General features: G+C 36.5%; 24 protein-coding genes. 3 read left to right on the forward strand and 21 right to left on the reverse strand.

Features of this window, described 5'->3' with window-relative positions; genetic code table 11:
- Nucleotides 1-45: 45 nt before the first annotated feature.
- Nucleotides 46-1,161, reverse strand: a complete 1,116-nt coding sequence (ald, locus tag KHA93_RS09905; protein WP_213110596.1) for an alanine dehydrogenase — start codon at nt 1,159-1,161, stop codon at nt 46-48.
- Nucleotides 1,162-1,307: 146 nt separating this feature from the next.
- Nucleotides 1,308-1,451: a hypothetical protein gene (locus KHA93_RS09910; RefSeq protein ID WP_213110597.1), complete on the reverse strand. Its 144-nt coding sequence runs from the start codon at nt 1,449-1,451 to the stop codon at nt 1,308-1,310.
- Nucleotides 1,452-1,558: 107 nt separating this feature from the next.
- On the opposite strand from KHA93_RS09910, the gene KHA93_RS09915 reads away from it, so the two are divergent.
- Nucleotides 1,559-2,011, forward strand: a complete 453-nt coding sequence (locus tag KHA93_RS09915) for a universal stress protein (protein ID WP_213110598.1) — start codon at nt 1,559-1,561, stop codon at nt 2,009-2,011.
- A 233-nt stretch (nt 2,012-2,244) separates the two neighbouring features.
- Here the strand turns inward: KHA93_RS09915 and argH are convergent, their stop codons facing one another.
- The 8 genes from argH to KHA93_RS09955 form a co-directional block, all read right to left on the reverse strand.
- On the reverse strand, nt 2,245-3,630 hold the full coding sequence (gene argH / locus KHA93_RS09920; protein ID WP_213110599.1) for an argininosuccinate lyase: 1,386 nt from the start codon (nt 3,628-3,630) through the stop codon (nt 2,245-2,247).
- On the reverse strand, nt 3,627-4,838 hold the full coding sequence (locus KHA93_RS09925) for an argininosuccinate synthase (protein ID WP_213112863.1): 1,212 nt from the start codon (nt 4,836-4,838) through the stop codon (nt 3,627-3,629). Before KHA93_RS09925 ends, argH begins: the two co-directional genes overlap by 4 nt.
- Before the next feature lie 143 nt (nt 4,839-4,981).
- Nucleotides 4,982-5,581 carry a hypothetical protein gene (locus KHA93_RS09930; protein WP_213110600.1) on the reverse strand — a complete coding sequence of 200 codons (600 nt, stop codon included), beginning with the start codon at nt 5,579-5,581 and terminating at the stop codon, nt 4,982-4,984.
- Entirely contained in the window at nt 5,574-6,095 is a 522-nt protein-coding gene (locus tag KHA93_RS09935) for an RNA polymerase sigma factor (RefSeq protein ID WP_213110601.1), read from the reverse strand. The genes KHA93_RS09930 and KHA93_RS09935 overlap by 8 nt, the downstream gene beginning before the upstream one ends.
- Nucleotides 6,096-6,224: 129 nt before the next feature.
- Nucleotides 6,225-6,731, reverse strand: coding sequence for a MogA/MoaB family molybdenum cofactor biosynthesis protein (locus tag KHA93_RS09940; protein WP_213110602.1), 507 nt, complete (start codon nt 6,729-6,731; stop codon nt 6,225-6,227).
- The gene (locus KHA93_RS09945) at nt 6,728-7,573 is read right to left on the reverse strand and encodes an EcsC family protein (RefSeq protein WP_213110603.1); all 846 of its coding nucleotides are present in this window, start codon (nt 7,571-7,573) and stop codon (nt 6,728-6,730) included. The genes KHA93_RS09940 and KHA93_RS09945 overlap by 4 nt, the downstream gene beginning before the upstream one ends.
- A 39-nt stretch (nt 7,574-7,612) precedes the next feature.
- Entirely contained in the window at nt 7,613-8,806 is a 1,194-nt protein-coding gene (locus KHA93_RS09950; protein WP_213110604.1) for an acetate kinase, read from the reverse strand.
- A gap of 45 nt (nt 8,807-8,851) precedes the next feature.
- Nucleotides 8,852-9,841 carry a class I SAM-dependent methyltransferase gene (locus KHA93_RS09955; protein ID WP_213110605.1) on the reverse strand — a complete coding sequence of 330 codons (990 nt, stop codon included), beginning with the start codon at nt 9,839-9,841 and terminating at the stop codon, nt 8,852-8,854.
- A gap of 180 nt (nt 9,842-10,021) precedes the next feature.
- Here KHA93_RS09955 and KHA93_RS09960 point away from each other — a divergent pair, with 180 nt between their 5' ends.
- Complete coding sequence (locus KHA93_RS09960) at nt 10,022-11,143, forward strand: helix-turn-helix domain-containing protein (protein ID WP_213110606.1); 1,122 nt, start codon at nt 10,022-10,024, stop codon at nt 11,141-11,143.
- Nucleotides 11,144-11,267: 124 nt separating this feature from the next.
- On the opposite strand, the gene tpx is transcribed toward KHA93_RS09960, so the two are convergent.
- From tpx to sppA, 5 genes are all read right to left on the reverse strand, one after another.
- Nucleotides 11,268-11,768 (reverse strand): thiol peroxidase, encoded by a 501-nt coding sequence (gene tpx / locus KHA93_RS09965; protein ID WP_213110607.1) that lies wholly within the window; start codon nt 11,766-11,768, stop codon nt 11,268-11,270.
- A gap of 372 nt (nt 11,769-12,140) precedes the next feature.
- Complete coding sequence (gene ytfJ / locus KHA93_RS09970) at nt 12,141-12,632, reverse strand: GerW family sporulation protein (protein WP_213110608.1); 492 nt, start codon at nt 12,630-12,632, stop codon at nt 12,141-12,143.
- Nucleotides 12,625-13,260: a DUF2953 domain-containing protein gene (locus tag KHA93_RS09975; protein WP_213110609.1), complete on the reverse strand. Its 636-nt coding sequence runs from the start codon at nt 13,258-13,260 to the stop codon at nt 12,625-12,627. Before KHA93_RS09975 ends, ytfJ begins: the two co-directional genes overlap by 8 nt.
- Nucleotides 13,261-13,310: 50 nt before the next feature.
- A complete protein-coding gene (locus KHA93_RS09980) occupies nt 13,311-13,799 on the reverse strand; it encodes an RDD family protein (RefSeq protein WP_213110610.1) in 489 nt (162 codons plus the stop codon).
- A 19-nt stretch (nt 13,800-13,818) separates the two neighbouring features.
- Nucleotides 13,819-14,826: a signal peptide peptidase SppA gene (sppA, locus tag KHA93_RS09985; protein ID WP_213110611.1), complete on the reverse strand. Its 1,008-nt coding sequence runs from the start codon at nt 14,824-14,826 to the stop codon at nt 13,819-13,821.
- A 158-nt stretch (nt 14,827-14,984) separates the two neighbouring features.
- On the opposite strand from sppA, the gene KHA93_RS09990 reads away from it, so the two are divergent.
- Nucleotides 14,985-15,785, forward strand: coding sequence for an NAD kinase (locus KHA93_RS09990; protein WP_213110612.1), 801 nt, complete (start codon nt 14,985-14,987; stop codon nt 15,783-15,785).
- Between the two features lie 261 nt (nt 15,786-16,046).
- Here KHA93_RS09990 and rarD read toward each other — a convergent pair whose 3' ends face one another.
- The 6 genes from rarD to ezrA all read right to left on the reverse strand — a co-directional run bounded on the left by rarD (nt 16,047) and on the right by ezrA (nt 23,274).
- On the reverse strand, nt 16,047-16,964 hold the full coding sequence (rarD, locus tag KHA93_RS09995; RefSeq protein ID WP_213110613.1) for an EamA family transporter RarD: 918 nt from the start codon (nt 16,962-16,964) through the stop codon (nt 16,047-16,049).
- Between the two features lie 53 nt (nt 16,965-17,017).
- A complete protein-coding gene (locus KHA93_RS10000) occupies nt 17,018-18,631 on the reverse strand; it encodes an amidohydrolase (protein ID WP_213110614.1) in 1,614 nt (537 codons plus the stop codon).
- A 117-nt stretch (nt 18,632-18,748) separates the two neighbouring features.
- Nucleotides 18,749-18,943, reverse strand: a complete 195-nt coding sequence (locus tag KHA93_RS10005; protein WP_213110615.1) for an alpha/beta-type small acid-soluble spore protein — start codon at nt 18,941-18,943, stop codon at nt 18,749-18,751.
- A 111-nt stretch (nt 18,944-19,054) separates the two neighbouring features.
- Entirely contained in the window at nt 19,055-20,263 is a 1,209-nt protein-coding gene (gene thiI / locus KHA93_RS10010; protein ID WP_213110616.1) for a tRNA uracil 4-sulfurtransferase ThiI, read from the reverse strand.
- A complete protein-coding gene (locus KHA93_RS10015) occupies nt 20,260-21,408 on the reverse strand; it encodes a cysteine desulfurase family protein (protein ID WP_213110617.1) in 1,149 nt (382 codons plus the stop codon). Before KHA93_RS10015 ends, thiI begins: the two co-directional genes overlap by 4 nt.
- Nucleotides 21,409-21,561: 153 nt before the next feature.
- Nucleotides 21,562-23,274, reverse strand: a complete 1,713-nt coding sequence (gene ezrA, locus KHA93_RS10020; protein ID WP_233711111.1) for a septation ring formation regulator EzrA — start codon at nt 23,272-23,274, stop codon at nt 21,562-21,564.
- Between the last annotated feature and the right edge of the window lie 88 nt (nt 23,275-23,362).

A 23,362-nucleotide genomic window follows, 5' to 3' on the forward strand; every position in this document is an offset into this window, starting at 1 on the left:
TTGGATTTACATCCAAGCGTCTATTTGTAAGGTAGTTTGATATCTTTATCCCAATAACACTCTTACATCATGATAAGGATATTGGAATGCTTCTGCTACCGCTTTATACGTAATATGCCCTTCAAGGGTGTTAACACCTTTTAGCAATGACTCATTTTCAAGACATGCTCGTTTATACCCCTTATTTGCGATTTGCAGTGCGTAAGGAACCGTCACATTTGTTAATGCGATGGTAGATGTACGTGGAACAGCTCCAGGCATATTAGCAACGGCATAGTGAACGACACCGAATTTTTCATATGTTGGATTGTCGTGAGTCGTAATGCGATCACTCGTTTCAAAAATTCCTCCTTGATCGATCGCAATATCAACGACAACTGATCCAGGTTTCATCGATTTAATCATATCAGACGTTACAAGCTTCGGTGCTTTGGCACCCGGAATTAATACTGCACCAATGACAAGATCAGAATCCTTGACTGCCTGTGCGATGTTAAATGGATTTGATATTAATGTCGTAACATCGTGTCCAAATAAGTCATCAAGCTGACGTAATCGATCTGGAACTAAATCAATAATTGTTACATCTGCACCAATACCAATTGCGATTTTTGCCGCATTCGTACCGGCGACGCCGCCTCCAATTATCGTCACTTTTCCTCTCGGCACACCAGGTACTCCTGAAAGAAGAATCCCTTGCCCTCCATTTTTTTTCTGAAGGTATTGGGCACCTATTTGGACAGCCATTCGGCCAGCAACCTCACTCATTGGGGTTAGTAGCGGCAAAGTTTTATTTGGTAGTTGAACTGTTTCATATGCGATTGCCGTTACTTTATTGCGGGTCAAGGCATCCACTAGTTTTTGCTCATTTGCTAAATGCAAATAAGTGAACAGTATTAATTCTTCTCGTAAAAATCGATATTCATCTTCAAGTGGTTCCTTAACCTTCATAACCATTTCTTGAGCCCAGGCTTCTTCAGCTGTATTAACAATTTGGGCTCCTGACTGTATGTAATCTTCGTCCGTGAATCCCGAACCGAGACCAGCACCGGTTTCAATATATACGTTGTGCCCAGCCGTTGATAATGTGACAACTCCCGCAGGGGTCATCGCAACTCGATTTTCGTTATTAATTATCTCTTTTGGAATCCCAATTCTCATTACCATGTCCTCCTGTTCGATGATTCTACACAATCCATCATAACATTATGGCAGAATCATGACAGCAACTTTTTTCCCTTTTAGTGAAAAATTCAAAAGATTTGATGTTAAAATACGAGGCTTTTTGCAAATAAAGGCCTCGGTAATTATTCATCTGTTCTTTTTTGCTCTTTTTCATCATTTATTTCACTTTGTTCAATTGCCCCACTTATATAAACATCTCGTATTTGATCTATCGTTTCATCATTATTTTCCTCATTATATTGAAATGGAGTATCCTTCTTTTTCACCTAACACAGCTCCTTTTCCGTTTTTACATATTATTCGATATTTAAAAACAGAAATTCCTACCTAATTATGTTAAAATAGTGGAAAGAGGAATAGGAGGCTGGTAAAAATGACACTTATGTATCAAAACATTTTAGTCGCAGTCGATGGTTCTAAATCTGCAGAATTCGCCTTCAAAAAGGCCGTGCAAATTGCCAAACGCAATAATGCCAAGCTAACTCTTATTCACGTCATAGACACAAGATCCTTTACGACCATTGACGCCTATAACGGAACAATGTCGGAAAGGGCCGAAACGTATGCTAAAGAACTGCTGGATGAATACAAAAAAGAAGCTGAAGCTGAGCAGCTTACCAATTTCGACACTTTAATAGATTATGGATCACCTAAAACGGTCATCCCAAAACAAATAGCACAAAAAATAAATGCTGATTTAATCATTTGCGGTGCAACAGGACTAAATGCAGTTGAAAGATTACTTATCGGAAGCGTATCTGAACATATTATGCGCTCCGCTGAATGTGATGTTTTAATTGTAAGAACTGATGATGATGTAAATTAGTACAAATAAAGAGCATCATTCCTGTTATTACAGGGATGTGCTCTTTTTTACTGACCGTCCTTTTAATTTACTGGAGGTCATGCTGAATGTACTAGCCATTATTCCGATTTTACTAGCCGTTGCCACATTTTTACTGGCCATTCTATTCAGCTCACTCGCCGTCTATTCAAATTACTGGCCTCGCCATGAATTCACTGGCCATGCTTGTCGATTTACTAGCCGTTCTTTCGAATTTAAAGGCCAGCCTCCAATAAATTGTGTTTCGCTTTTTCCAATTGTACCCTTACTTGATCAAATCCTGTGCCGCCGTATGAATTTCTCCGTTTAACCGCTTCTCTTGGTGAAAGAATAACAAACACATCTTCTTCGATTTTTGCACAAGCTTCTTGAAGTTGGTCCAATGGCAAATCCAGTAAATAACAATTTTGATTAATACATGTTAATACGAGCTTTCCAACGATTTCATGTGCTTCTCGGAATGGAATACCTTTTGCAGCTAAATAGTCGGCTAATTCTGTCGCGTTAGAAAAGTCTTGGTTTACTGCCGATTCCATTTCTTCGTTTTTCACTGTCATAGTTTGAATCATACCAGTAAAAATCTTTAAAGAGCCAATCATTGTATGGACAGTATCGAACATGCCTTCTTTGTCTTCTTGCATGTCTTTATTGTAGGTAAGTGGCAAACCTTTTAACACCGTCAACATTCCCACTAGATTACCGATGACTCGACCACTTTTCCCTCTAATTAACTCTGCCATATCTGGATTTTTCTTTTGTGGCATGATACTGCTTCCAGTCGCATACGCATCATCCAGTTCAATGAAACCGAACTCTTTGCTTGTCCAAAGAATAATTTCTTCAGCTAGTCTGGACAAATGTGTAATGGTGAGGGCTGAATTACTTAGAAACTCAACAACAAAGTCGCGATCACTTACAGCATCCATACTATTTTCGTAAACATTTGAAAAACCTAATTGCTCAGCAGTAAAAAAACGATCGATTGGGAAAGTTGTTCCGGCAAGGGCACTTGCTCCAAGAGGAGAAATATCAATCCGTTTCAAGCTATCCTCAAAGCGTTCATAGTCGCGTTTTAGCATCCAAAAATAAGCAAGCATGTGATGGGCAAAAGAAACTGGCTGCGCACGCTGTAAATGGGTGTAGCCTGGAAAAACTGTTTCAACGTTTTTCTCTGCTTGTTCTACAAGTGCTGATTGCAATTCCTTAATGTGCTCCATGATGGTTTTAACTTGTTTTTTTAAATACAAATGCATATCTGTTGCAACTTGGTCATTCCTGCTTCTCCCTGTATGAAGTTTCCCTCCGACAGGACCAATTTCGTTGGTAAGCATTTTTTCAAGGTTTAAATGAATATCTTCCTCTGAAATCGAGTATTGTAATTCTCCAGCTTCAGCTTTTTGTTTCAGCTTCAGCAAGCCAGCCACGATTTGTTCACTTTCATCAAGTGAGATGATATTCGATTTTCCGAGCATTTTCACATGAGCAATACTGCCATCAATATCTTCCAATACTAGCTCCTGATCAAAGGAGATGGAGGCGCCGAATTCTTCAATCCATTGTTCGGATGACTTCGAAAAGCGCCCTCCCCATGCTTTTTTCATGCTTTAACCCCGTCCTTTTTATGAATCATGCTGTGAACTTCAGTTGGAAGACCCCAAAGTTTAATAAACCCAACAGATGCTGATTGATCGAATTCATCATCCGCTGTATATGTTGCAAGTTTTTCATCATATAAAGAATTTGGTGATTTTCTGCCTTCAACGATCGCATGACCTTTAAATAGTTTCACTCTAACAGTTCCATTCACGTACTGTTGTGTTTCTTTTAGAAATGCAATTAAAGCTGGTCTTAATGGTGAGAACCAGAGCCCATCATATATCAATTCAGTCAATTTTTTTGATATAACTGGCTTAAAATGAGCTAATTCCTTAACCAAAGTTAAATCTTCTAGCTCTTTATGTGCAGTTAAAAGTGTTATTGCACCTGGGCACTCGTATACTTCACGTGATTTGATTCCAACTAATCTATTTTCAACATGATCAATTCTTCCAACCCCATGCTTACCTGCAAGTGCATTTAATTGTAAGATTAGTTCACTTAAAGGATAATGTTTACCGTCAATTGATACGGGAACGCCTTTAACAAATTCAATTTCAATTACATCAGGCGTATTCGGCGTAACTTCCAATGCAGAAGTTAATTCATAGGCGTTTTCAGGTGGAGCAGCCCAAGGATCTTCTAAAATTCCACATTCATTCGCTCTACCCCATAGGTTTTGGTCAACGGAGAATGGACTATCTAAATCAATCGGAATTGGAATTCCTTTTTCTTTTGCATAAGCGATCTCTTCTTCACGGGACCAGCTCCATTCGCGTACAGGTGCTAGCACCTCAAGATCAGGATTTAATGCTTTGATCGATACTTCAAAACGCACTTGGTCATTTCCTTTTCCTGTGCAACCATGTGCAACAGCATCTGCATTTTCTTGCACTGCAATCTCAACTAGTTTTTTTGAAATCAACGGTCTTGATAATGCAGATACAAGTGGATATTTATTTTCATACATTGTGTGTGCCTGTAATGATATTAATGCATATTCATTAGCAAATTCTTCCTTCGCATCGATAACAAAACTTTTTGATGCTCCCATATCCAATGCTTTTGATTGTATAAATGCAAGGTCTTTTCCTTCACCTACATCTAGGCAGCAAGCTACTACCTCATAGCCTTGATCAATAAACCACTTTATCGCAACAGATGTGTCCAAACCACCTGAATAGGCAAGCACAACTTTCTTACTCATGTAAATTCCTCCTGAACGCCTAATGTATACTTATACAAAGAACCTTATTTTTAATCATTTAATATATAGGATATTAACATAATAGACTTATATTTTCAATAGTTATTCATAAAAATGAATATAAATAAGGTGAATAAATTTCCTGGTAATTATTCAAGAATTTTAAATGTCTTCATAATTTCTATTGCTTCATGCAATTCAAAAGCAGGCAAGTGAAAATAAACATCATATATCTGATTCTTTTCTTCATCGATTGGTACATAAAAGTGATTAGTTTGTATCACATTATTCATTTTCACGTGATGTAATTTTCGTATGGTTGGGTGGTGAAGACCCTTCATCTCTTCGGTTTCAAATACTGCATAATTACCACTATTCATTTCTTGCTCAGTGACTACCTCAAGTCCTCCTACATATTCCCCATTTCGCATAAACCAAATTGACCCATCCTCTTTTTTCTCTATCTGAACATTTGAAGGGAGGTCTATCGTAAAATTTTTATACGGATCGTTACCTGCACCAAAACGAAATAGGTTCTCCCCTGTAATAAGTGAATAAGAATAAGCAGTTATTACACTAAATATTATGAGTAAAGCGATGACACTAATAACTGGCATAAAACGCTTTGTAAATGAGGGATATTTTCTTTTTGATGTATAAGAATTCAATTGCTTCAATATTTTATTTCGCTGCTCATGGTTCAGTTCAAACCGTGGATACTTTTTTCCATTTAATAATTGGTTACTCATTTACAATCCCTCCATCAAAAACATTCACCATCATTTGTTTTAAACTACTTAAAGCACGATGACATGTTATACTTACTTTTGATTTTGACCAGCCAAGAATTTCAGATGTTTCTTGCACCGAGTATTCTAAAATTAATCGGCAAATTAACACATTTCGATAAGATTCCTTCATCGAATTTACACAACTATAAATTTCATTAAGTGTTTCATCGCCAATTACAAGGTCTTCAGTAGATTGATTGGATATGGCATTGTTTCTTAGCAGGTCTACTGGAAGTAATTTTTGTCGTTTTTCTTTTCGGTACTGGTCGATTACAAGCCTTCTAGCAATTGAGAGTAGCCATGTTTTAGGGTTAGCACGTCCTTCGAACTTATCCGCTGATTTTATTGCTTTAAGAAAAACTTCATGTACAATATCCTCAACATCATGCGATCGAGTATAGTAAACGAGAAAGTTATATACATCATCCCCATATTCTAAAAACCACTCCTCCACCTTCACATGATTCCCCATCTCCATCCCCTTTTCAGAAAACATTATTTAATAGATTAGACGTTTAAAAGTTCCAAATATTTCACACAAAAAAAAGAAGGTAACCAAAAAGCCGTTAAATGGCGTTTCATAGTTAGCCTTCTCTTTGTTTCATTTAATTAATTCCCTGACAACATGTCCCAATTCTTTCAAAATCAATTTCTCCATTGCAAGCTTTACTGCTCCAGATGAACCTGGCATTACAAAAATCGCTTTATCGCGATATGTTCCAGCACACGCTCTAGACATCATCGCAGCCGATCCAATGTCCTCCAGATAACTTAGCATTCGGAAGATTTCTCCAAACCCTTTGATCTCTTTTTCAAATAAGTCGGAAACCGTTTCGATTGTAACATCGCGTTTTGCAATCCCTGTACCACCTGTTATTAAAATTACGTTAACATCATCTTTTCCAGCTGCCTCTTCAGTCATTGCTTTGATAGATGTTTTATCATCTTTTACAATTTTATAAAAGGAAACATGATGTCCGTTTTCCTCTAAAAGTTGTGTAATGAGGTTGCCGCTTTTATCATTATTAACCGTTCTTGTATCGCTAACAGTAATAACGGCACAGTTCACCCGATGAGGTGATTCTTTTTTATGCTCTACAACACTCATTTTAGTTCTCCATTTTTTTCGAGCAAGTATTTATATTGATAATATTTAATTGCGAAATGAGTCACCTTTCTTGTACTCCGATAATTCATTCCTGCCCCAATTGCCACTGAAATAAGAGGAATGCCCGAAATTGATTTTCTGGAAAATAAAATAATTAGGCTGATTTTAAGGAGCTCTTTTAATGGTTCATCAACCCAAGTATGGTCAGTTATCCGTTCATGAATATCAAAATAAAATTGTTCGTCTTCTTTTTGCAAATCTTCCATTAAATCTTCCCAGCCAAACATTTTCATCCGCTCCGGCATTGTTGCTACATTAAATACTTTTAATGTTTCGAGCAAGCCTGCTGGAGATTGAACATCATAACCAAAGGACATGGCTGTAAGTTGAACTGCGCGTAAATTAATGACTAACATTGCGATAAAATCACTTGTAATAAATAAAGGTTGTGCCGATCCAGCCATACTTCCCTGAACTAAAGAATAAATCCTATGTCTGGAGGCTTGTTGTTCGGCTAAGAAAGTCAATTGAGCTACAGGCATCTTTTTTCTCATATCTGAAAAGGATTCTACTTCTTCATTTAATGATTTTGCAGCGTTTAATATCCTTTCACTAGCTTCTTTTTGAAGCTTCGTTCCCCGCAAAAGTGAATTAAGTTGAAAAAGCCAATCATCCAACTTCTCAAAAAATTGAATTTGCAACGAATGAGGGAGAAGTGAAAATGCTTGATCTACCCATTTATCATAAGAGTTTTCTAAATCAGTTGCTTCGTACTCAAAAAAGGATTGTCGCCACTTGTGGAGTTCCTCCAAAAGTACTTCTTCTCTTTGCGTTAAGGTCATTGATTCCACTCCCTTTATTCATTAAGTTTAATAATCATCCTATTCATTTTTAGAAAGTTTAACAACATCTCTGGCAATCATAATTTCCTCATTAGTCGGAATCACAATTACTTTTACAGGTGAATGTGGATAATTGAGAAAAATTTCTTGACCACGAATTTTATTTAAATCCTCATCCCAGTATACACCCATAAATTTAAGTCCATTCAATACTTTCGCACGAATCGTACTGCTATTCTCACCAATTCCCGCTGTAAAGATAATGGCGTCTACACCTGACATTCTTGCTGCATATGAGCCTAAGTATTTATGAATTCGATCTGCAAAAATATCAAGAGCCAATTCAGCTCGATGATTCCCTGTGTTTGCCTCAAGTTCAATATCACGCAAATCACTTGAAAAACCGGATACGCCTAGCATACCTGATCTTTTATTTAACACTTCTATTACTTCTTCAGCTGTTTTTCCAGTTTTTTCCATTAAAAAAGGAATAAGTGCGGGATCAATATTACCCGATCTAGTTCCCATCGTCACTCCTGCAAGAGGAGTAAAGCCCATAGAAGTATCAATTGACTTGCCACCTTTAATAGCTGCTATGCTTGCACCATTCCCTAAATGACAAGAAATTAGTCTTAACTGTGATAAAGGTCGATCCAGTAATTGTGCCGCTCTTTGGGATACATACTTATGGGAAGTTCCATGGAATCCATATTTCCTTATCCCGTAATTTGTATAATAATCATATGGAAGACTATATAAATATGAACTTTCAGGCATAGTTTGATGGAACGCTGTATCAAAAACAGCCACCGACGTTACTCCTGGCAATGCTTTCTGAAATTCTCTTATTCCCGTTACATTGGCAGGGTTATGAAGGGGGGCCAATTCTGAAAGTTCTTCAATTTTTTCTAAAACTTCAGGAGTAATCAGGACTGAATCATTAAATACTTCTCCTCCGTGAACTACTCGGTGACCTACACCTTCAATTTCTCCAAGGGATGATATTACACCGTTTTTAATAATTCGATCAAGCAATAAAGCTACGGCACTTTCATGGTTTGGAATGTCGATTGTTTCCTTCAATTCCTTTCCCTCAACGCTCATTGTGAAAACAGAATCTTTCAATCCGATTCGTTCAATCATTCCTTTAGAGATGACCTTTTCTTCAGGCATATTGAAAAGTTGAAATTTTAATGATGAACTTCCTGCATTTACAGCAAATATTTTCGCCATAAGAATCACCTTTCTCTGTAGTATAATTATTATCGCTAGCAATCCTTATTTATTTTCTTTGAACCATTTTTCCATCCCCAGCATCATTTTATCAAGCGCTTCTTTATTCGAGAGCTTAGGCAATGTTGCAAGCAAAACTTCCTTAGGGGCTTCAATCCCAGGTTTTTTCTTTTGAAGAATAAGAATGCTTTTTCCAGCATTATTATCTTTAAACAACGAAAGCGGAAGTTGTAACACACCTTGTATATAAACGGTACGTTTTAAATAGGTGTGGAGCTTAGAAGCTTCTTCCGATTCAAATAATCCGTTCGGAATTAGGAAAAATAAATAGCCGCCGGGCTTTGTATGTTTAATGCTTTGTTCTATAAATAAATGATGAGCATAAGCATGACCTTTTGAAGCGTTAAGTTCAAATTGACTTGCTTGAATATCATTTGGATAATAACCGATCGGTAAATCACAAACAACTAAATCAACTGGGTCTATGAATAACGGTTCCAATGCATCTTGTTGAAAAAACTCAGTTTGTTGCTTTTGAAGATTCGCCCCTACATAAGCCAGGTTAATTAAAAGTTCATCTACCTCTACTCCAAAAGCCCGAGTTTGACTGGCATTTCCTTGACGATTGATAATCGTGGAAAGCAAATTACCTGTCCCTACAGCGGGATCCAATATGGATAAATCTGTCTTTGCGCCTAGGAATTTATCTGTAAAGTAGCTTATAATAAAACCGATTGTATCGGGAGTCATTTGGTGGTTGGGTTGTATATGTCCCTTCATCCCTTTTAAAATAGATAATTGAAACGCCTTTCTGATATCTTCAGCAGCATATGATGCAATAATAATATCTGCATATTTTCGTTTCAGTCTTTTTCTTGTAACCTCGCTCAATGATTCCTGCAAAATATCATCATGAAAAAGGTTTTCGCCTGATTCGGCAAGCGCCTCTAAATATGTACAATCTAGTTCTTCTTGTAAAATTTCTGCTGTTTCATCAAACAACATAAACAGCTTTTCTACTGGAGTCACTTTCAAATTCCTTCCCCCCGTCAACCTTATATACTTATAGTTTAGCTTTCGTTACCTCAGCAAACAAGAAATAAGTATAAATCTCTAAAATTAGACTTCATTTGTGTATAAAAAAATAAAAAGCAAGGAAGGCTTGCTAGCTTTTTCCAAATATTGTGGGAAAATTTATGTAAGGGAGGGGATGGTATGAATATTGGTGAAAAACTTAGGCTTCGGAGAAAAAAAGCAGGATTTACTCAAGAACAAGTAGCAGAAAAGTTAAATATTACTAGACAAACTCTTTCCAATTGGGAAGTCGGTAAAAATTACCCAGATATAGATTCCATTATTGCGTTAAGCCATATATATCAACTCTCCTTAGATGAATTGTTGCTAGGAAAAATTTATTTTAAAGGAGCGCTACCCATGGCTAAAAAATTAACGGATGTGGAGATTCAACAACTGATAAAAACCCATTATCCTTTCGCAGAAAATGTTAAGGAGCTTAATGGTGGGCTAGTTTCTCAAACATACTCATTTAATTCAGGTGAGTATCGATATGTTTTTCAAGTAGGTAATCGTCCCGAAGTATATGAAAAAGAGAGATGGGTTTACAACCATTTTAATCACCTACTTCCTTTACGAAAGGTATTGGAAGTGGTGGCGGAAGATAGTTTTACTTATTCTATTTCGAATTATATAGAAGGAAGAAAATTGTTCGATTTAAATAGCCAGGAGTTACTTGATATCTGTCCTGACGTAATGAAAACTCTCGAAGTATTAGAATCAATAGAAATACCTGAACAAAATGGATATGGTAGATATGACAATACAGGACAGGGAGCTTATCCAACATGGGAGGATTTTATTAAGGCAGTCTATAACGAGAAGATTTATAATTGGTCGGACCTTGAACAAAATGGTTTGGATTCAAGTGTAGTAAAAAATGCTTTACAAGAGTTAAAATCTCATATAAACAGTGTTTCTTTAAGCAAAATAAATATAATACACGGAGATTTAGGATCATTTAATTTATTGGCTAAGGGTGGACGAATTACAGGTATCATCGATTGGAGCCTTTCCTTAAATGGAGATCATTTATATGACAAAGCAAATATCCTGTTTTGGAATGAAGATAAGCTTCAACCACTTATACAGCGGATCACTAATAAATATATTGATTCTCCTGAATCAAAGGAAAAAATATATTGTTACATGCTTCGCATTGGCCTAGAAGAAATCTATAACACCGTTATACTTAACGAAGCAGGATATGATATTGAATGGGTAGCAAATCGATTACAAAAAATTATGAACAGCTTTTTATAAATTTTGCTATATGTTTGTACATTAGTTTGAAAAATAATAAATCATAGGCTAAAAAAGTAAAGAGATCGGATAAATTTCCAATCTCTTTTTTTGGTGCTTTTTGTTTAGTACTTTTTAGCTTTTCTTATTTTGCTTGTTTCGCTGCTGCCAAAGCTGCATCGTAGTCAGGGTGGTTCGTCCCTTCACTCACATATTCTACATACACAACATTGTCTTCGCTATCAATCACAAATACACTTCGAGCTAAAAGCCGTAGTTCTTTCATTACAACACCATACGCTTCACCAAAGGAAAGATCACGATAATCAGAGAAGATTTTCGCATCATTTAGGCTATTTTCATTTGCCCAACGCGCTTGTGCAAATGGTAGATCAGCGGAAATGGTTAGTACTTGAACATTACCTAAATTGGCTATTTCATCATTAAATCGTTTTGTTTGAAGTGCACAAACTCCAGTATCAACTGAAGGGACAACACTAATGAGTCGAACAGAACCTTTGTAATCACTTAGTTTAACTTCAGATAAATCATTTGCCAACACACTGAAATCAGGTGCTTTATCGCCAGCTTTTACCTCGTTCCCAACAAGTGTTATTGGATTACCTTTAAACGTAACTGCTACCATACATCATTCCTCCTTAAAAAGATATGTACACTTATATCATTGCCTATAATTTCCACTACTGCAAGAAAAAAGCCTAACGATATGAAAAAAATAACTCGCTATTTTTTTAGCGAGTTTTGGAATCACTTAAGAAATCATAAATCACTTTCTAGGAAACTGTTTCCTTCTTGCTCCAGAGCCCAGCGACTAGCAAACTTCCGGTTTCTGTTTGCGTAAGTCAGCATTGGCTCACCTTATAGGCTGACAATGTTTCTTTTATCTCCACAGAGGACAAAAAAGAAACGTCGACGTCGCCACGTCCTGTGGCGACGTCGACGGACCCACATCGTGTGGGTCTGTACATCGCTGAACGGGAGCCTTGCACTTTTCTTATTACAAATCAAAATCTAAGCTTTCCTTCTTTTCCGATTGTCCTTGCTGCTGTTGCTGTTTTTTATTAGAATAATTACTCGTCATTTTCTGTATTTTCTCGAAAGCGGCCGGAGCCAAGTCAATCATTTTTTCAAACAGATGAGTGTTTTGTTCCAAATGAAGCATGTTGACACCGTGTTTATTGACGACTAAAAATGCAATTGGCGTAATAGAAACGCCTCCACCACTTCCTCCTCCGAACGGTAAATATGAGCTTTGTCCGTTCTCGTCTTCCGAACTGTCATTTGAAGAACTGCTACCGTCTGATGAGCCTCCACTTGTTTTAAACTCACTGCCGCCCATTGCAAAACCAAACCCTACTTTAGATACGGTTAAAATGACTCCTCCATCAGGTGTTTCTACTGGATCACCAATAATTGTATTGACATCGATCATTTCTTTTAGGTTTTCCATAGCTGTTGTCATGACGCCTTGAATTGGATGCTCATCCATTAATGGTCCTCCTGTCTATCTTTTGATTTTGTCCCTCGAACTGAGAGGATCTTTGGTACTTTTTCCATTCTTTATACAATTTATATCCAGCTACCATAGCTTTTCCTGTTTTCATTTCAACCATACATCTTATGTTAGTCTCAGCGGAAAACCCTTGAAAAATAGGCTGCACGGATATTTGCGGTCGATTTTTAAAGAAAAGAAAACATCTCATAAAAGATATTAACGCTCCTTTTATCGCCCAAACCACCCCTGCTGCTATACTAGAAGATGCCGCATCACCAGTTCCAATCTTCGAGTGCCATTCTAGTTTTACAATTCTTACTTTCCGCAAAATCATTTTCAAAAATTGTAATGCAGGTTTCAGATCTTCTAGAAAATGATTAGTCGATTCCCACGAAAAGCCCTGAAACTGTTCCTTTAAATCTTCAGAAGCTTCACTCGAAAAAATATCCTCTAATGATAATTTCTTTCTTATGCGAACTAATCCAAACAAAGTAGTTACAAGGATTGTTATGTAACTTTCAGATCGGCTTAGTAAAAAAAACAATTCTATTTTTATTTTCATGAATAAAGTCAATAGAAATAACAATAGTAACAAAAGACCACCTATAACAGGAAGATTCATATTATCCCTCCGGCCTTCATTATTTCCATCAAAAAACAAAATAAACCCGCTTACGAATAAGCGGGTTCTACCATTTTCGTTCGTTCATGAATAACGGTCGTATCAGCAAAAATATCGTGTAAACCTTGTTTTTTCGGAGTGAAGGCTACTACTGCATATAAAAATTGAAAAGTAGCCGAGATATAACGGCCAATCCCTTCCCTAAAAATAACAGTACTCCAAGTTATTCTATCGCCCTTTAATGGAATTACTTTCAAACCAAAAACCATTTTTCCGAGAGTTTGCCCAAATAATTTTGTCATTAAAATAAAGTACAAATAAAAGATAAGCCCTGCTGTTATTCCATAAGGGGTGAAAATGCCCGAATCCGACAGGGAAATTCCAATAGCTCGAAAAAGAGGTTTTACTAGAATTCCGTTTATACTGAATATAATAATGCCGTCGAGCAAATATGCCCAAAACCGCATCCAAAACCCTGCATAATGATATGACACTATTGGGGTTTGAACTTTTTCAACAAGTTGACTTTGATTTTCCATTCTTGTTTTCTCCCCCTCATTATTCAGAGTATAAATACATAAGTCTTGGAGAATTTGGTTTAGATAAGAGATTTACAATTCCAGTCATTTCCGCCTGTTTCCCACCTATTTTTTGTGCTGCTACCCCAAACAACGAGCCAAGTCCTGCATTGGATGTATAGCGGACTACTTGAGCACCCGCTAATTTTTGATCTTTTTTCAGTTGCTCGATTACATCTTCCTGATACCCAAAATCATCGATCAACCCAACTTCTTTCGCTTGTCTTCCGTCATATATTCTTCCATCAGCAAGTTTGCGAACTTGATCTTCTGTCATTCCTCGACCCTCTGCTATAATTTTTACAAATTGGTCATAGGAATTTGTTAACATCGATTGTAATATATCTTCTTCTTCCTTCGTCATGTGGCGATATGAGCTCATAATATCTTTGTATGGACCGCTCTTAATCGTCATAAAGTCGACTCCATATTTTTCAGCAAGATCGCTGATATTCACACCTTGCATAATAACCCCGAGGGAACCGGTCAAAGTTTCGGGACTAGCAAAAATTTTATCGGCTGGAGCGGAAATATAATAGCCGCCTGATGCCGCCATCGCCCCCATCGAAACGTAGATTGGTTTTTTAGTTTCTTCTTTAATTTCTACGAGCTTATGGTGGATTTCAGCTGACTCATTGGTTCCACCGCCCGGTGAATTAACGCGTAGAACGATCGCTTTTATGTTTTTATCATCCTTTACCGTATTTAATTTCTTCATAAAATCCCTATGTAAGTAGCCATTTGTTGAAAATATGGACGTAGCCTCCCCTGTATCTTGGATTACACCGTCCACTTCGAGTATGGCAATTTTTTTAGCAGGATTGCCCGTTTCGACAATCTCTTCTGTGAAAGCTTTATTCGCAGAAAAATTTTCTCCAAACACCTTAGAAAAATCTGAAGTAATAAAGGCGCTTGCCATGTTGATCATACTTGATACAAAAAAGACTGCGGCAGCGATTCCTAGGGCCGCCCAACGTTTTCCATTCATCTGTTTTCCTCCTTTTAGTGCGTTCCCTCTTTTATATACGTCTCTTTCTTTTAAATAGTTTCAAACTAATGATAAAATAAATACATAAGACTTACTTCACACATTAATTTCTCTACATACGACCAAATAATGGCAATAACTCCAAGGGGGATATTTAAATGGGACAACGTAACAATATTTTCTTTTTCCATAAAAATAGTCCAGAAAGTATTGAAAAGATTTCAGTTCTTAAAGAACTTGCGGAAAGATACGGATTTAATATTGTAAAGAATTCACAAGAAGCAAATCTCATTGCTAGTATCGGCGGAGACGGCATGTTTTTACAGGCAGTTCGAAAAACCGGCTTCAGACAGGATTGCCTTTATGCAGGAATCCAAGACGATGGAATGCAGGGACTATATTGCGATTTTCATATAGATAACTTACACGCAATGATTGATGCAATGACAACGGAACAAATAGAAGTTAGACGCTACCCACTTATAAAAGTTGATGTAGATAAGGAAGGCTCATTCTTTTGTTTAAATGAATTTACAATTCGATCAGGTATCATTAAAACACTTGTAATGGATGTTTTTATCGATGGCTTACATTTTGAAACATTCCGCGGTGATGGAATGGTAATTGCAACTCCAACAGGAAGTACGGCTTATAATAAATCAGTCAAAGGTGCTGTAGTAGACCCACTTCTTCCTTGTCTCCAAGTGAGTGAAATGGCATCATTGAATAATAACCGTTATCGAACACTTGGTTCCCCATTCATATTAAGTGAGGGAAGAAAACTTGTATTAAAGGTTGTCCAAGATGGGAATGATTATCCAACAATGGGAATGGATAATGAAGCATTGAGCAGCCAACAAGTCGAGCAGGTCGAAATCATATTATCTGATAAACGAATTAAAACCGTAAAGCTAAAAAACAATTCATTTTGGGAAAAAGTAAAACGGACGTTTTTATAATATCAAAAAAGTGGATATTGTTTAAATACCGCTGAATTGAGAATGAACTAAGTGGATTCTGTCTTGCTTCAGGTTGGATTGAGACTGAAATCTATAAAATATGCTAGATTTGTCTCGATTCTGAATCGATTGAGACTGGACTCTTCAAAAAAGCATGGACACTTCCAATTCTGAGCAATTATGTGAATTTCTTTAGACTATGTTCAAAAAATAAAGCGAGATCCGACCTAATTAGCGTGGATTCTCGCTTTTCATTATCATTTATGCAACTTTTTTTCTATTACGCCCTTTAACGTAACTCCAATTTAAGGAAGATAGAGTTACCAAAGCTAGAGCACCCCAAATAAAAGCAAAAGCAATCAGACGAGTCGCACCAAATGGTTCTCCGTATAAGAATACTCCCAAAATGAGCATCATCGTTGGTGCAATATATTGAATGAAGCCCATTAAATAGAGTGGTATCTTCTGTACGCCTTTCGCAAAAAAGAGCAAAGGTATTGCGGTTATCGCTCCAGAAGCAATAAGTAAGATATCCGTTAGGAAAGATCCTGAAAATAACGCACTGCTGCCATTGATCATTTGGATACAAAGATAGATAAATGCAATTGGCATTATAACAAGAGTTTCCAAAGCTAAGCCGATGGATGAATCGACTTTAATCATTTTTTTAACTAAGCCATAAACTCCAAAAGATATGGCGAGACCAAAAGAAACCCATGGGAATTTTCCATATGAAAATGTTAAAATTAGCACTCCCATTAAGGCGAGGAAGAACGATATAATTTGAATTTTTGATAAGGATTCTTTTAAAAATATAATTCCAAGGATAATGCTTACTAATGGATTGATATAGTATCCAAGGCTAGACTCCACCACTTTATCGTTATTCACTGCCCATATAAATAAAAACCAATTTCCACTAACCAAAATAGATGCGGCTGCAAGTGCCACTAACTTTTTAGGCTTCTCCTGAAACTGCTTCAAACTTTTTATTAATAATGGGAACTTTTTGCTGAAAATTAACAGTACTATCATGAACCAAAAAGACCAAAAAATTCGGTTCGCTAATACTTCATCGGCCGCTACATCAACGATATGTTTCCAGAATATCGGCAAAATCCCCCATATAGAATAAGCGGCTACTGCATATATAATTCCCTCACGATTATGATTTGCCATCGTATTTTTCCCCTGTTATTTAGATTTACGAAATAACATTTATTATATACGATTTATTTAAATAAAGCTTTAGCTTTTTTACTTTGGTAAACGATTTTCCCGTCAACTACTGTCATCTCAACACTTGTTTTTAAAATATCGTCTTTATTTACTGTAAATAAATCTTGATTAAAAATCGTAAAATCAGCTGCAAAGCCTGATTTTATCATTCCCCGATTATACTCATGCCCGCAAGCAAAGGCGCTTCCTTTTGTATAAAGAGAAATAGTTTCAAACATAGACAATCTTTGTTCAGGCATATACATATTATGGTCGCTATCATTAGGCTTTTCACGAGTAACAGCTGCATGAATGCCTAGTAAAGGATTCGCTGACTCTATTGGTGCGTCTGACCCTCCTGAACAGTGTAAACCACTTTCAAGCAGTGTCTTCCACGCATAATTAAATGCCATATTATTTTCTCCAACTCGATCCATTACCCACGGGAAATCTGATGCCATAAAACCAGGTTGAATATCGATTTCAACTGGTAGTTTTTTAGCGCGCTCAATTAAATCTTGCCGTAAAATTTGTGCATGAATCAGTCTATCCCTCATTCCATTAGGTGGAGGAAGCACTTCAATCAAGTCCAGTACGTACTCAAAAGCAAGATCGCCTATCACATGAGTAGCAATTGGCATTTTATATTTCCTTGCTTTTGTTACTAGTTCCTTTAATTCTGATAATGTATGGATAGCCATTCCCTGAGTAGTCAAATCGTCGGCGTATGGCCTACTCAAAAGAGCGGTTCTGCCTCCTAGCGAACCATCAACAAATATTTTCATGGCTCCAAATTCAATATTGCCAATGGTTGACATATAGCGGTGTCCATCCTTCTTCCATTCGTCAACAACTTTATGATGTACAAGTAAATGGGCTTTAAATGGCAGTGATCTATCCCCTAAAACTCTTAAAAAGGCAGTCATCGCTCTATCATATGTTTCGTAGTAGCTTAAATCCTCCGTATGTACACCTGTCAATCCAAATTTCCAGCAGTTTTCAATCCCTAATCTCAAAGCTTTTTCTACATAATCATCTGTGATGCTTGGCATTTTTGAAAAAATTAAGTTTTGTGCTTCATCCTTAAAAATTCCAGATAAGTCCCCGTTTTTTTCTCGTTCTATGACCCCACCTACTGGAGCTTGTACTTGTTTATTAATATTAGCCGCATCTAAAGCCAAGGTATTAACAGCAATAACATGTCTGCATACTCTTTTCATAACGACAGGGTTCTGCGGTGCCGCCTCATCCAGATCTCGTTTACATAAAGGAGTTTTATCATACCAAAGGTTTTCATCCCAGCCTTCACCAATAATCCAATCGCCGGAAGAAGACGTTTTAACTTTTTCCGCAATTGCATTTAAGATTTCACGCTTTGAAGTCATCCCGGAAACATTTAGCTTTAAAAATGTTTCTCCGAATCCAATGAGATGCATATGACTATCTACTAGTCCCGGGATCATCATTGCCCCATTTAAATCAATTGAGCGCTCGATATTGTACTTCTGTTGTAATCCCGATAAGAAACCAGTTTCGATAATTTGGTCTTCATCCGTCACAACTGCTTCTACTGTTTCACCTTCATTTTCAAGCGTATATATTCTCCCGTTATACCAAATCGTCTTCATTTTTTTCTCCTTCAAGCATTAATATAAAAATGATATATAAAAGAAGAGATAATTTCCAGTAAACTCAAAAAGAAGCGGGAAAATAAATTCCCGCTTCTAGCCATTTATATTTATTTGTTAGTGAGCACCGCCACCAAGTTGTTGTTGAGCCATTTGTACAAGACGTTTAGTGATTTCACCACCTACAGAACCGTTGGCACGTGAAGTTGAATCTGCACTGAGATTAACACCAAATTCTGTTGCGATTTCATACTTCATTTGATCAATAGCCTGTTGAGCACCATTAACTAAAAGCTGATTGTTGTTTGGCATGTGTTTTCACCTCCTTGTAATCATAGAATGTGCGAAAACACTTGCGTTCATTCAATCTTTAACTGGTAATTGTTCCTTTCACTGTCTAATCTTGTTATCTACTTTCTACCATTAGAAGAGATCTTCAACGTCGGTTTCCTCTTGGTTCCTTCTTTCACTAACGATTATGGTTTCCGTATTTTCGATTGCTTCACTTAATAAAGGCTGCCAGTCCAATTTTTGCTCGAAGGCCATAACTTTTTCCAATCTTGGCCGGGTTTTAGGAGATGGCGGAGTAAAAATAGTACAACAATCTTCATAAGGTCGATTCGATATTTCTAACGTGTCAATTTCTTCTGCAATTTTAATAATTTCGATTTTATCCATTGTAATAAGAGGGCGCAAAATAGGCGTACTCGTTACATTATTGATAGCATACATACTATCCATCGTTTGACTTGCTACCTGTCCCAAGCTTTCCCCAGTTACAATTGCTAACCCTTCATTCTTTTTACGGATTTCATCGGTAATAGTGAGCATCATTCTTCTTGTCGATGTCATTGTGTATCCTTCAGGAATTTCTTTATGAATCGTTTCCTGTATTTTCGTAAAAGGAACGATATGGATTTTGACACTTCCTGAATACTCCGCAAGCTTATGTGCCAAATCAATTACTTTTTGTTTTGCTCTTTCACTCGTAAAAGGAGGACTATGGAAATGAACTGCTTCGATCCCTACTCCACGTTTCATCGTCAAAAACCCAGCTACAGGGCTATCGATTCCACCTGAAAGCATAAGCATCGCCTTCCCTGATGAAGCAACAGGAAAACCCCCAGCTCCTTGAAAAACTTCTCCGGATATATATGCTGCATCATGCCTAATTTCTACAATTAAATTAATATCTGGTTTTTTCACATCTACTTTAATATCTTCTACATTAATTAGAATATGCGCTCCAACCGCATGATTCAATCCATTCGTATCATATTCAAACGTTTTATCCGAACGGCGTGCACTTACTTTAAACGTATTTCCTGGTTGATGTGCCTGATTAATGATGTGTAATGCAACAGCTCTAATAGCTTCGATATTTTTTTCTGTTTTTATTGCAGGGCTAAAAGATTGTATACCAAATACTCTTTTTAATCCTTTAATGATTGGTTCTACAGGTTCACCATTTAATTGAACATACATGCGATCCCATTCGGACTCAATGCGAATATTTTTAAACTCGCGAAGAATAAATTTAATGTTTTTTTTCAACTTTTGAACAAAATGCTTTCGATTTCGCCCTTTTAATGACATCTCACCGTAACGTATTAAAATTCTGTCATAATTCATCTATTTCGCCTCATCACTTTATTTAATCTCTCTAAAACGCCATTTAATGTTTTTATAAATTGTTTTGCTTCATCCATTGTATTTTCATAAGAAAGACTGATTCGGACCGCAGCTCTTGCAATATCCTCATTAACACCAAGCGCTAATATCGTACTGCTAGGAGTATTTTCCTTGGAGGAACATGCACTCGTTGTTGAAACGATTATCCCCTCTTCTTCCAACGCATGGACAACGACTTCCCCTTTATGTCCAACAATGGAAAAATTCACAATATGTGGTGCTCCATTACGAGGTGAATTGATTACAATTTGCGGGAACTTCTGTAACTCGGAGAATAAAAATTCACGAATTCGCTGGAACGTATCCCCTTTTTCTTTTTGGTCCATTAACTCCATTCGCAAAGCTTTTGCCATTGCGACAATGCCACCTGTATTTTCCGTACCACTACGTATTTTTTGCTCTTGATTCCCGCCAGTTACTTGTGGATCAAGCCGTACATTTTGTCTTTTATATAAAAAACCGCTCCCTTTAAGACCGTGAAATTTATGAGCAGAAAATGTACAAAGATCAACGGAAGAGCCATATAAATCAAGTGGTATTTTTCCTATTCCTTGAACATGGTCAATATGATAAATCACTTTAGAATAATGGGTTAACATTTGACCTATCTCTTTAATAGGCTGGACTGAACCTATTTCGTTATTTACGTGTATGATGGAGACCATAATTGTATTTTTAGTTATAGCCGCTTCAACATCATCTACGGAAACTATACCGTCCTCGTTTACAGGCAAGTAAGTCACTTCAAAACCCATTTCTTCCAACTGTCTGCAGGGTTCCATTACAGATGGATGTTCGATTGAAGTCGTAATAATATGGTTTCCTCGACTTCTATATTTTAGAGCAACTCCCTTAATGGCTAAATTATTCCCTTCCGTTCCCCCTGAAGTAAAAATAATTTCGGAAGTTTTCACACCAATAAGGCTCGCAATTTGCTCGCGTGCTTTACTAATTAAACCTTCTGCTCTTCCGCCAAAATTGTGAAGCGAAGATGCATTTCCGTAAAAATCCCGATTTACTTTTATAAATGTATCCAATACTTCTTCATAAGGTTTTGTGGTCGCACTATTATCAAAATAAATCATTGTCAACACACCTTCGAAAAAATCGTTATTGCAATTTTTTTATCATAACACTGAATAGAAAAAAGAAAAAGGACTTGTCTTATAATTTGTGGTTTTACAAAGAATCATCCAAAAAAGCTTGTAGAGTTTCTACAAGCTTAGACTTGGAATCCATTATTGATTGACTAAATCATCTTTAAACATTTCTTCGATTCGTTTTAATGCTCCAGGTTCGATTTCTTCAACTGCAGTAGCAGCCTGTTCAAGAGCAGACTTATATTCGTAATTTCTAAATGCTTGCTCGGCTTTCTCCAGGTTGGATCGTAACTGCGGATCACGTCCTCTGTATCTGTTTCCATATTGAATTACTTTTTCAGCGAGACGAGCATTTTCAATATGTTCTTCCGTTCTTGAAAATAAATAATCGACAGTATCTGTTGCATCATATAAGAACTTTTGTACTGATATTATGTTGAGTGGTTTTTCATCTAAACTTTTGATCACATCTTCAATTTGCTCTTCCGCCTGTTCATAAAGCGATTCAAAATCTCCTGGCAGCCCAGGCATACGACTTTTCTTAACTAACCAAATGATTTCCTTAATTTTCTTTTGCAGAATTTCTATATTTTTTCTAACTTCTAATTCATCTTTTCTTAAGTTTTGAAGTTTTTCAATAAAATCATTTTGCTCTTGTTGCAAAGCTTTGATTTGTGTATCAATTTCTTTTAGTTCTTCACTCAAAAGTGTAAAAGCAGTTTTTTCATCTACTATTTTTGCTTTTAAAATTTCATATTGTTTTGAAAGCTGGCTTAAGTTTTTTTCAAACTTAGTTGGTGCCTCAAGATCATCTTTTAATAATTGATAACTATGTTGAACAATTTTTGTTTCTTGGCTAATGTCATCATTAACTTCTTTTAGTTGTTGTAAAGTCGAGTCAACATTTTCATTTTCTTGTAAAATATGATGTTTGGCAAATACTTCATTTTCAAGCAAGTCATATAGTGTTTCCATCTTTTCTTTAATTTCTTGTAGGCCATTCTCTACTTCTTCTGTTTCAGTTGCTTTAAGATACTCGATATAAGTTTCGAGTTCTTTATCGATCTGTTCAAATTGAGCATCAATGTTCAAATGCTCTAGGACAAAACCTTGCTGTATCATTTCATGAAAACCATCTTTTAGCTCACTCTTTTGGGAAGGTATCACTGTTTGACATTCAGTAAGCAAATCAGGAAGCTTGTCCATTTTCATGATTAATTGTTCTAATTCAGAAGCAAGAGTGATGACAACTTTACGAGCATCTAAATAATTTCCATTATTTGTCAACTCTTCGTAATTTGCGATTTTTTCTCCTACGTTATCCAGTAATTCTTCGAGCTTCTCAGCAGCAACTCCATAAATATGGCGGTGTGCAAGTACATTTTTTTTGGAATTACGGTATTGATTAAGTAGGCCTTCAATCTCTTCCCTATTTTTCTCTTCGCTACCAATCAGTTCATCTAACTCTGCAAGAATTTGATTAATTTGATCATCAATGTCTTCAAGCATTTTTTCAATTTTTATATGAATTTCCTTCGCTTTTTTAAATCGATATTTATCCGAATATTCTTCAGCATAGAAAAGCATTTCATCAATGTTAGGAAGTTCAACCGCAATAATTTCATCCCACATTCCGCGCCAACGCTCGAACATTTCCTCCGTTTGGCCAGTCATGTTTAATTTTTTTACTTTGGCCATTTCTTCCATAACAGGACGATTCATCAATTCCAATTTTTTTGATTCAAGCCTGTCAATTGCTTTATAATATGTTTTTCTCATAAAATATCCTACGATAAATAAAATAAGGACTAAAATTATCGAAGCAATCACGACTTCCATACCGTATTTCATAGTAAGCCCCCTATTCCTTCCTTCTTCTACCGATCATCTATGTATAATTCGTTCTTTAAAAATGAATTTGAGATTATGTTCTTCTATA

The sequence above is a fragment of the Lederbergia citrisecunda genome, assembly GCF_018343695.1.
Classification (GTDB): domain Bacteria; phylum Bacillota; class Bacilli; order Bacillales; family Bacillaceae_C; genus Lederbergia; species Lederbergia citrisecunda.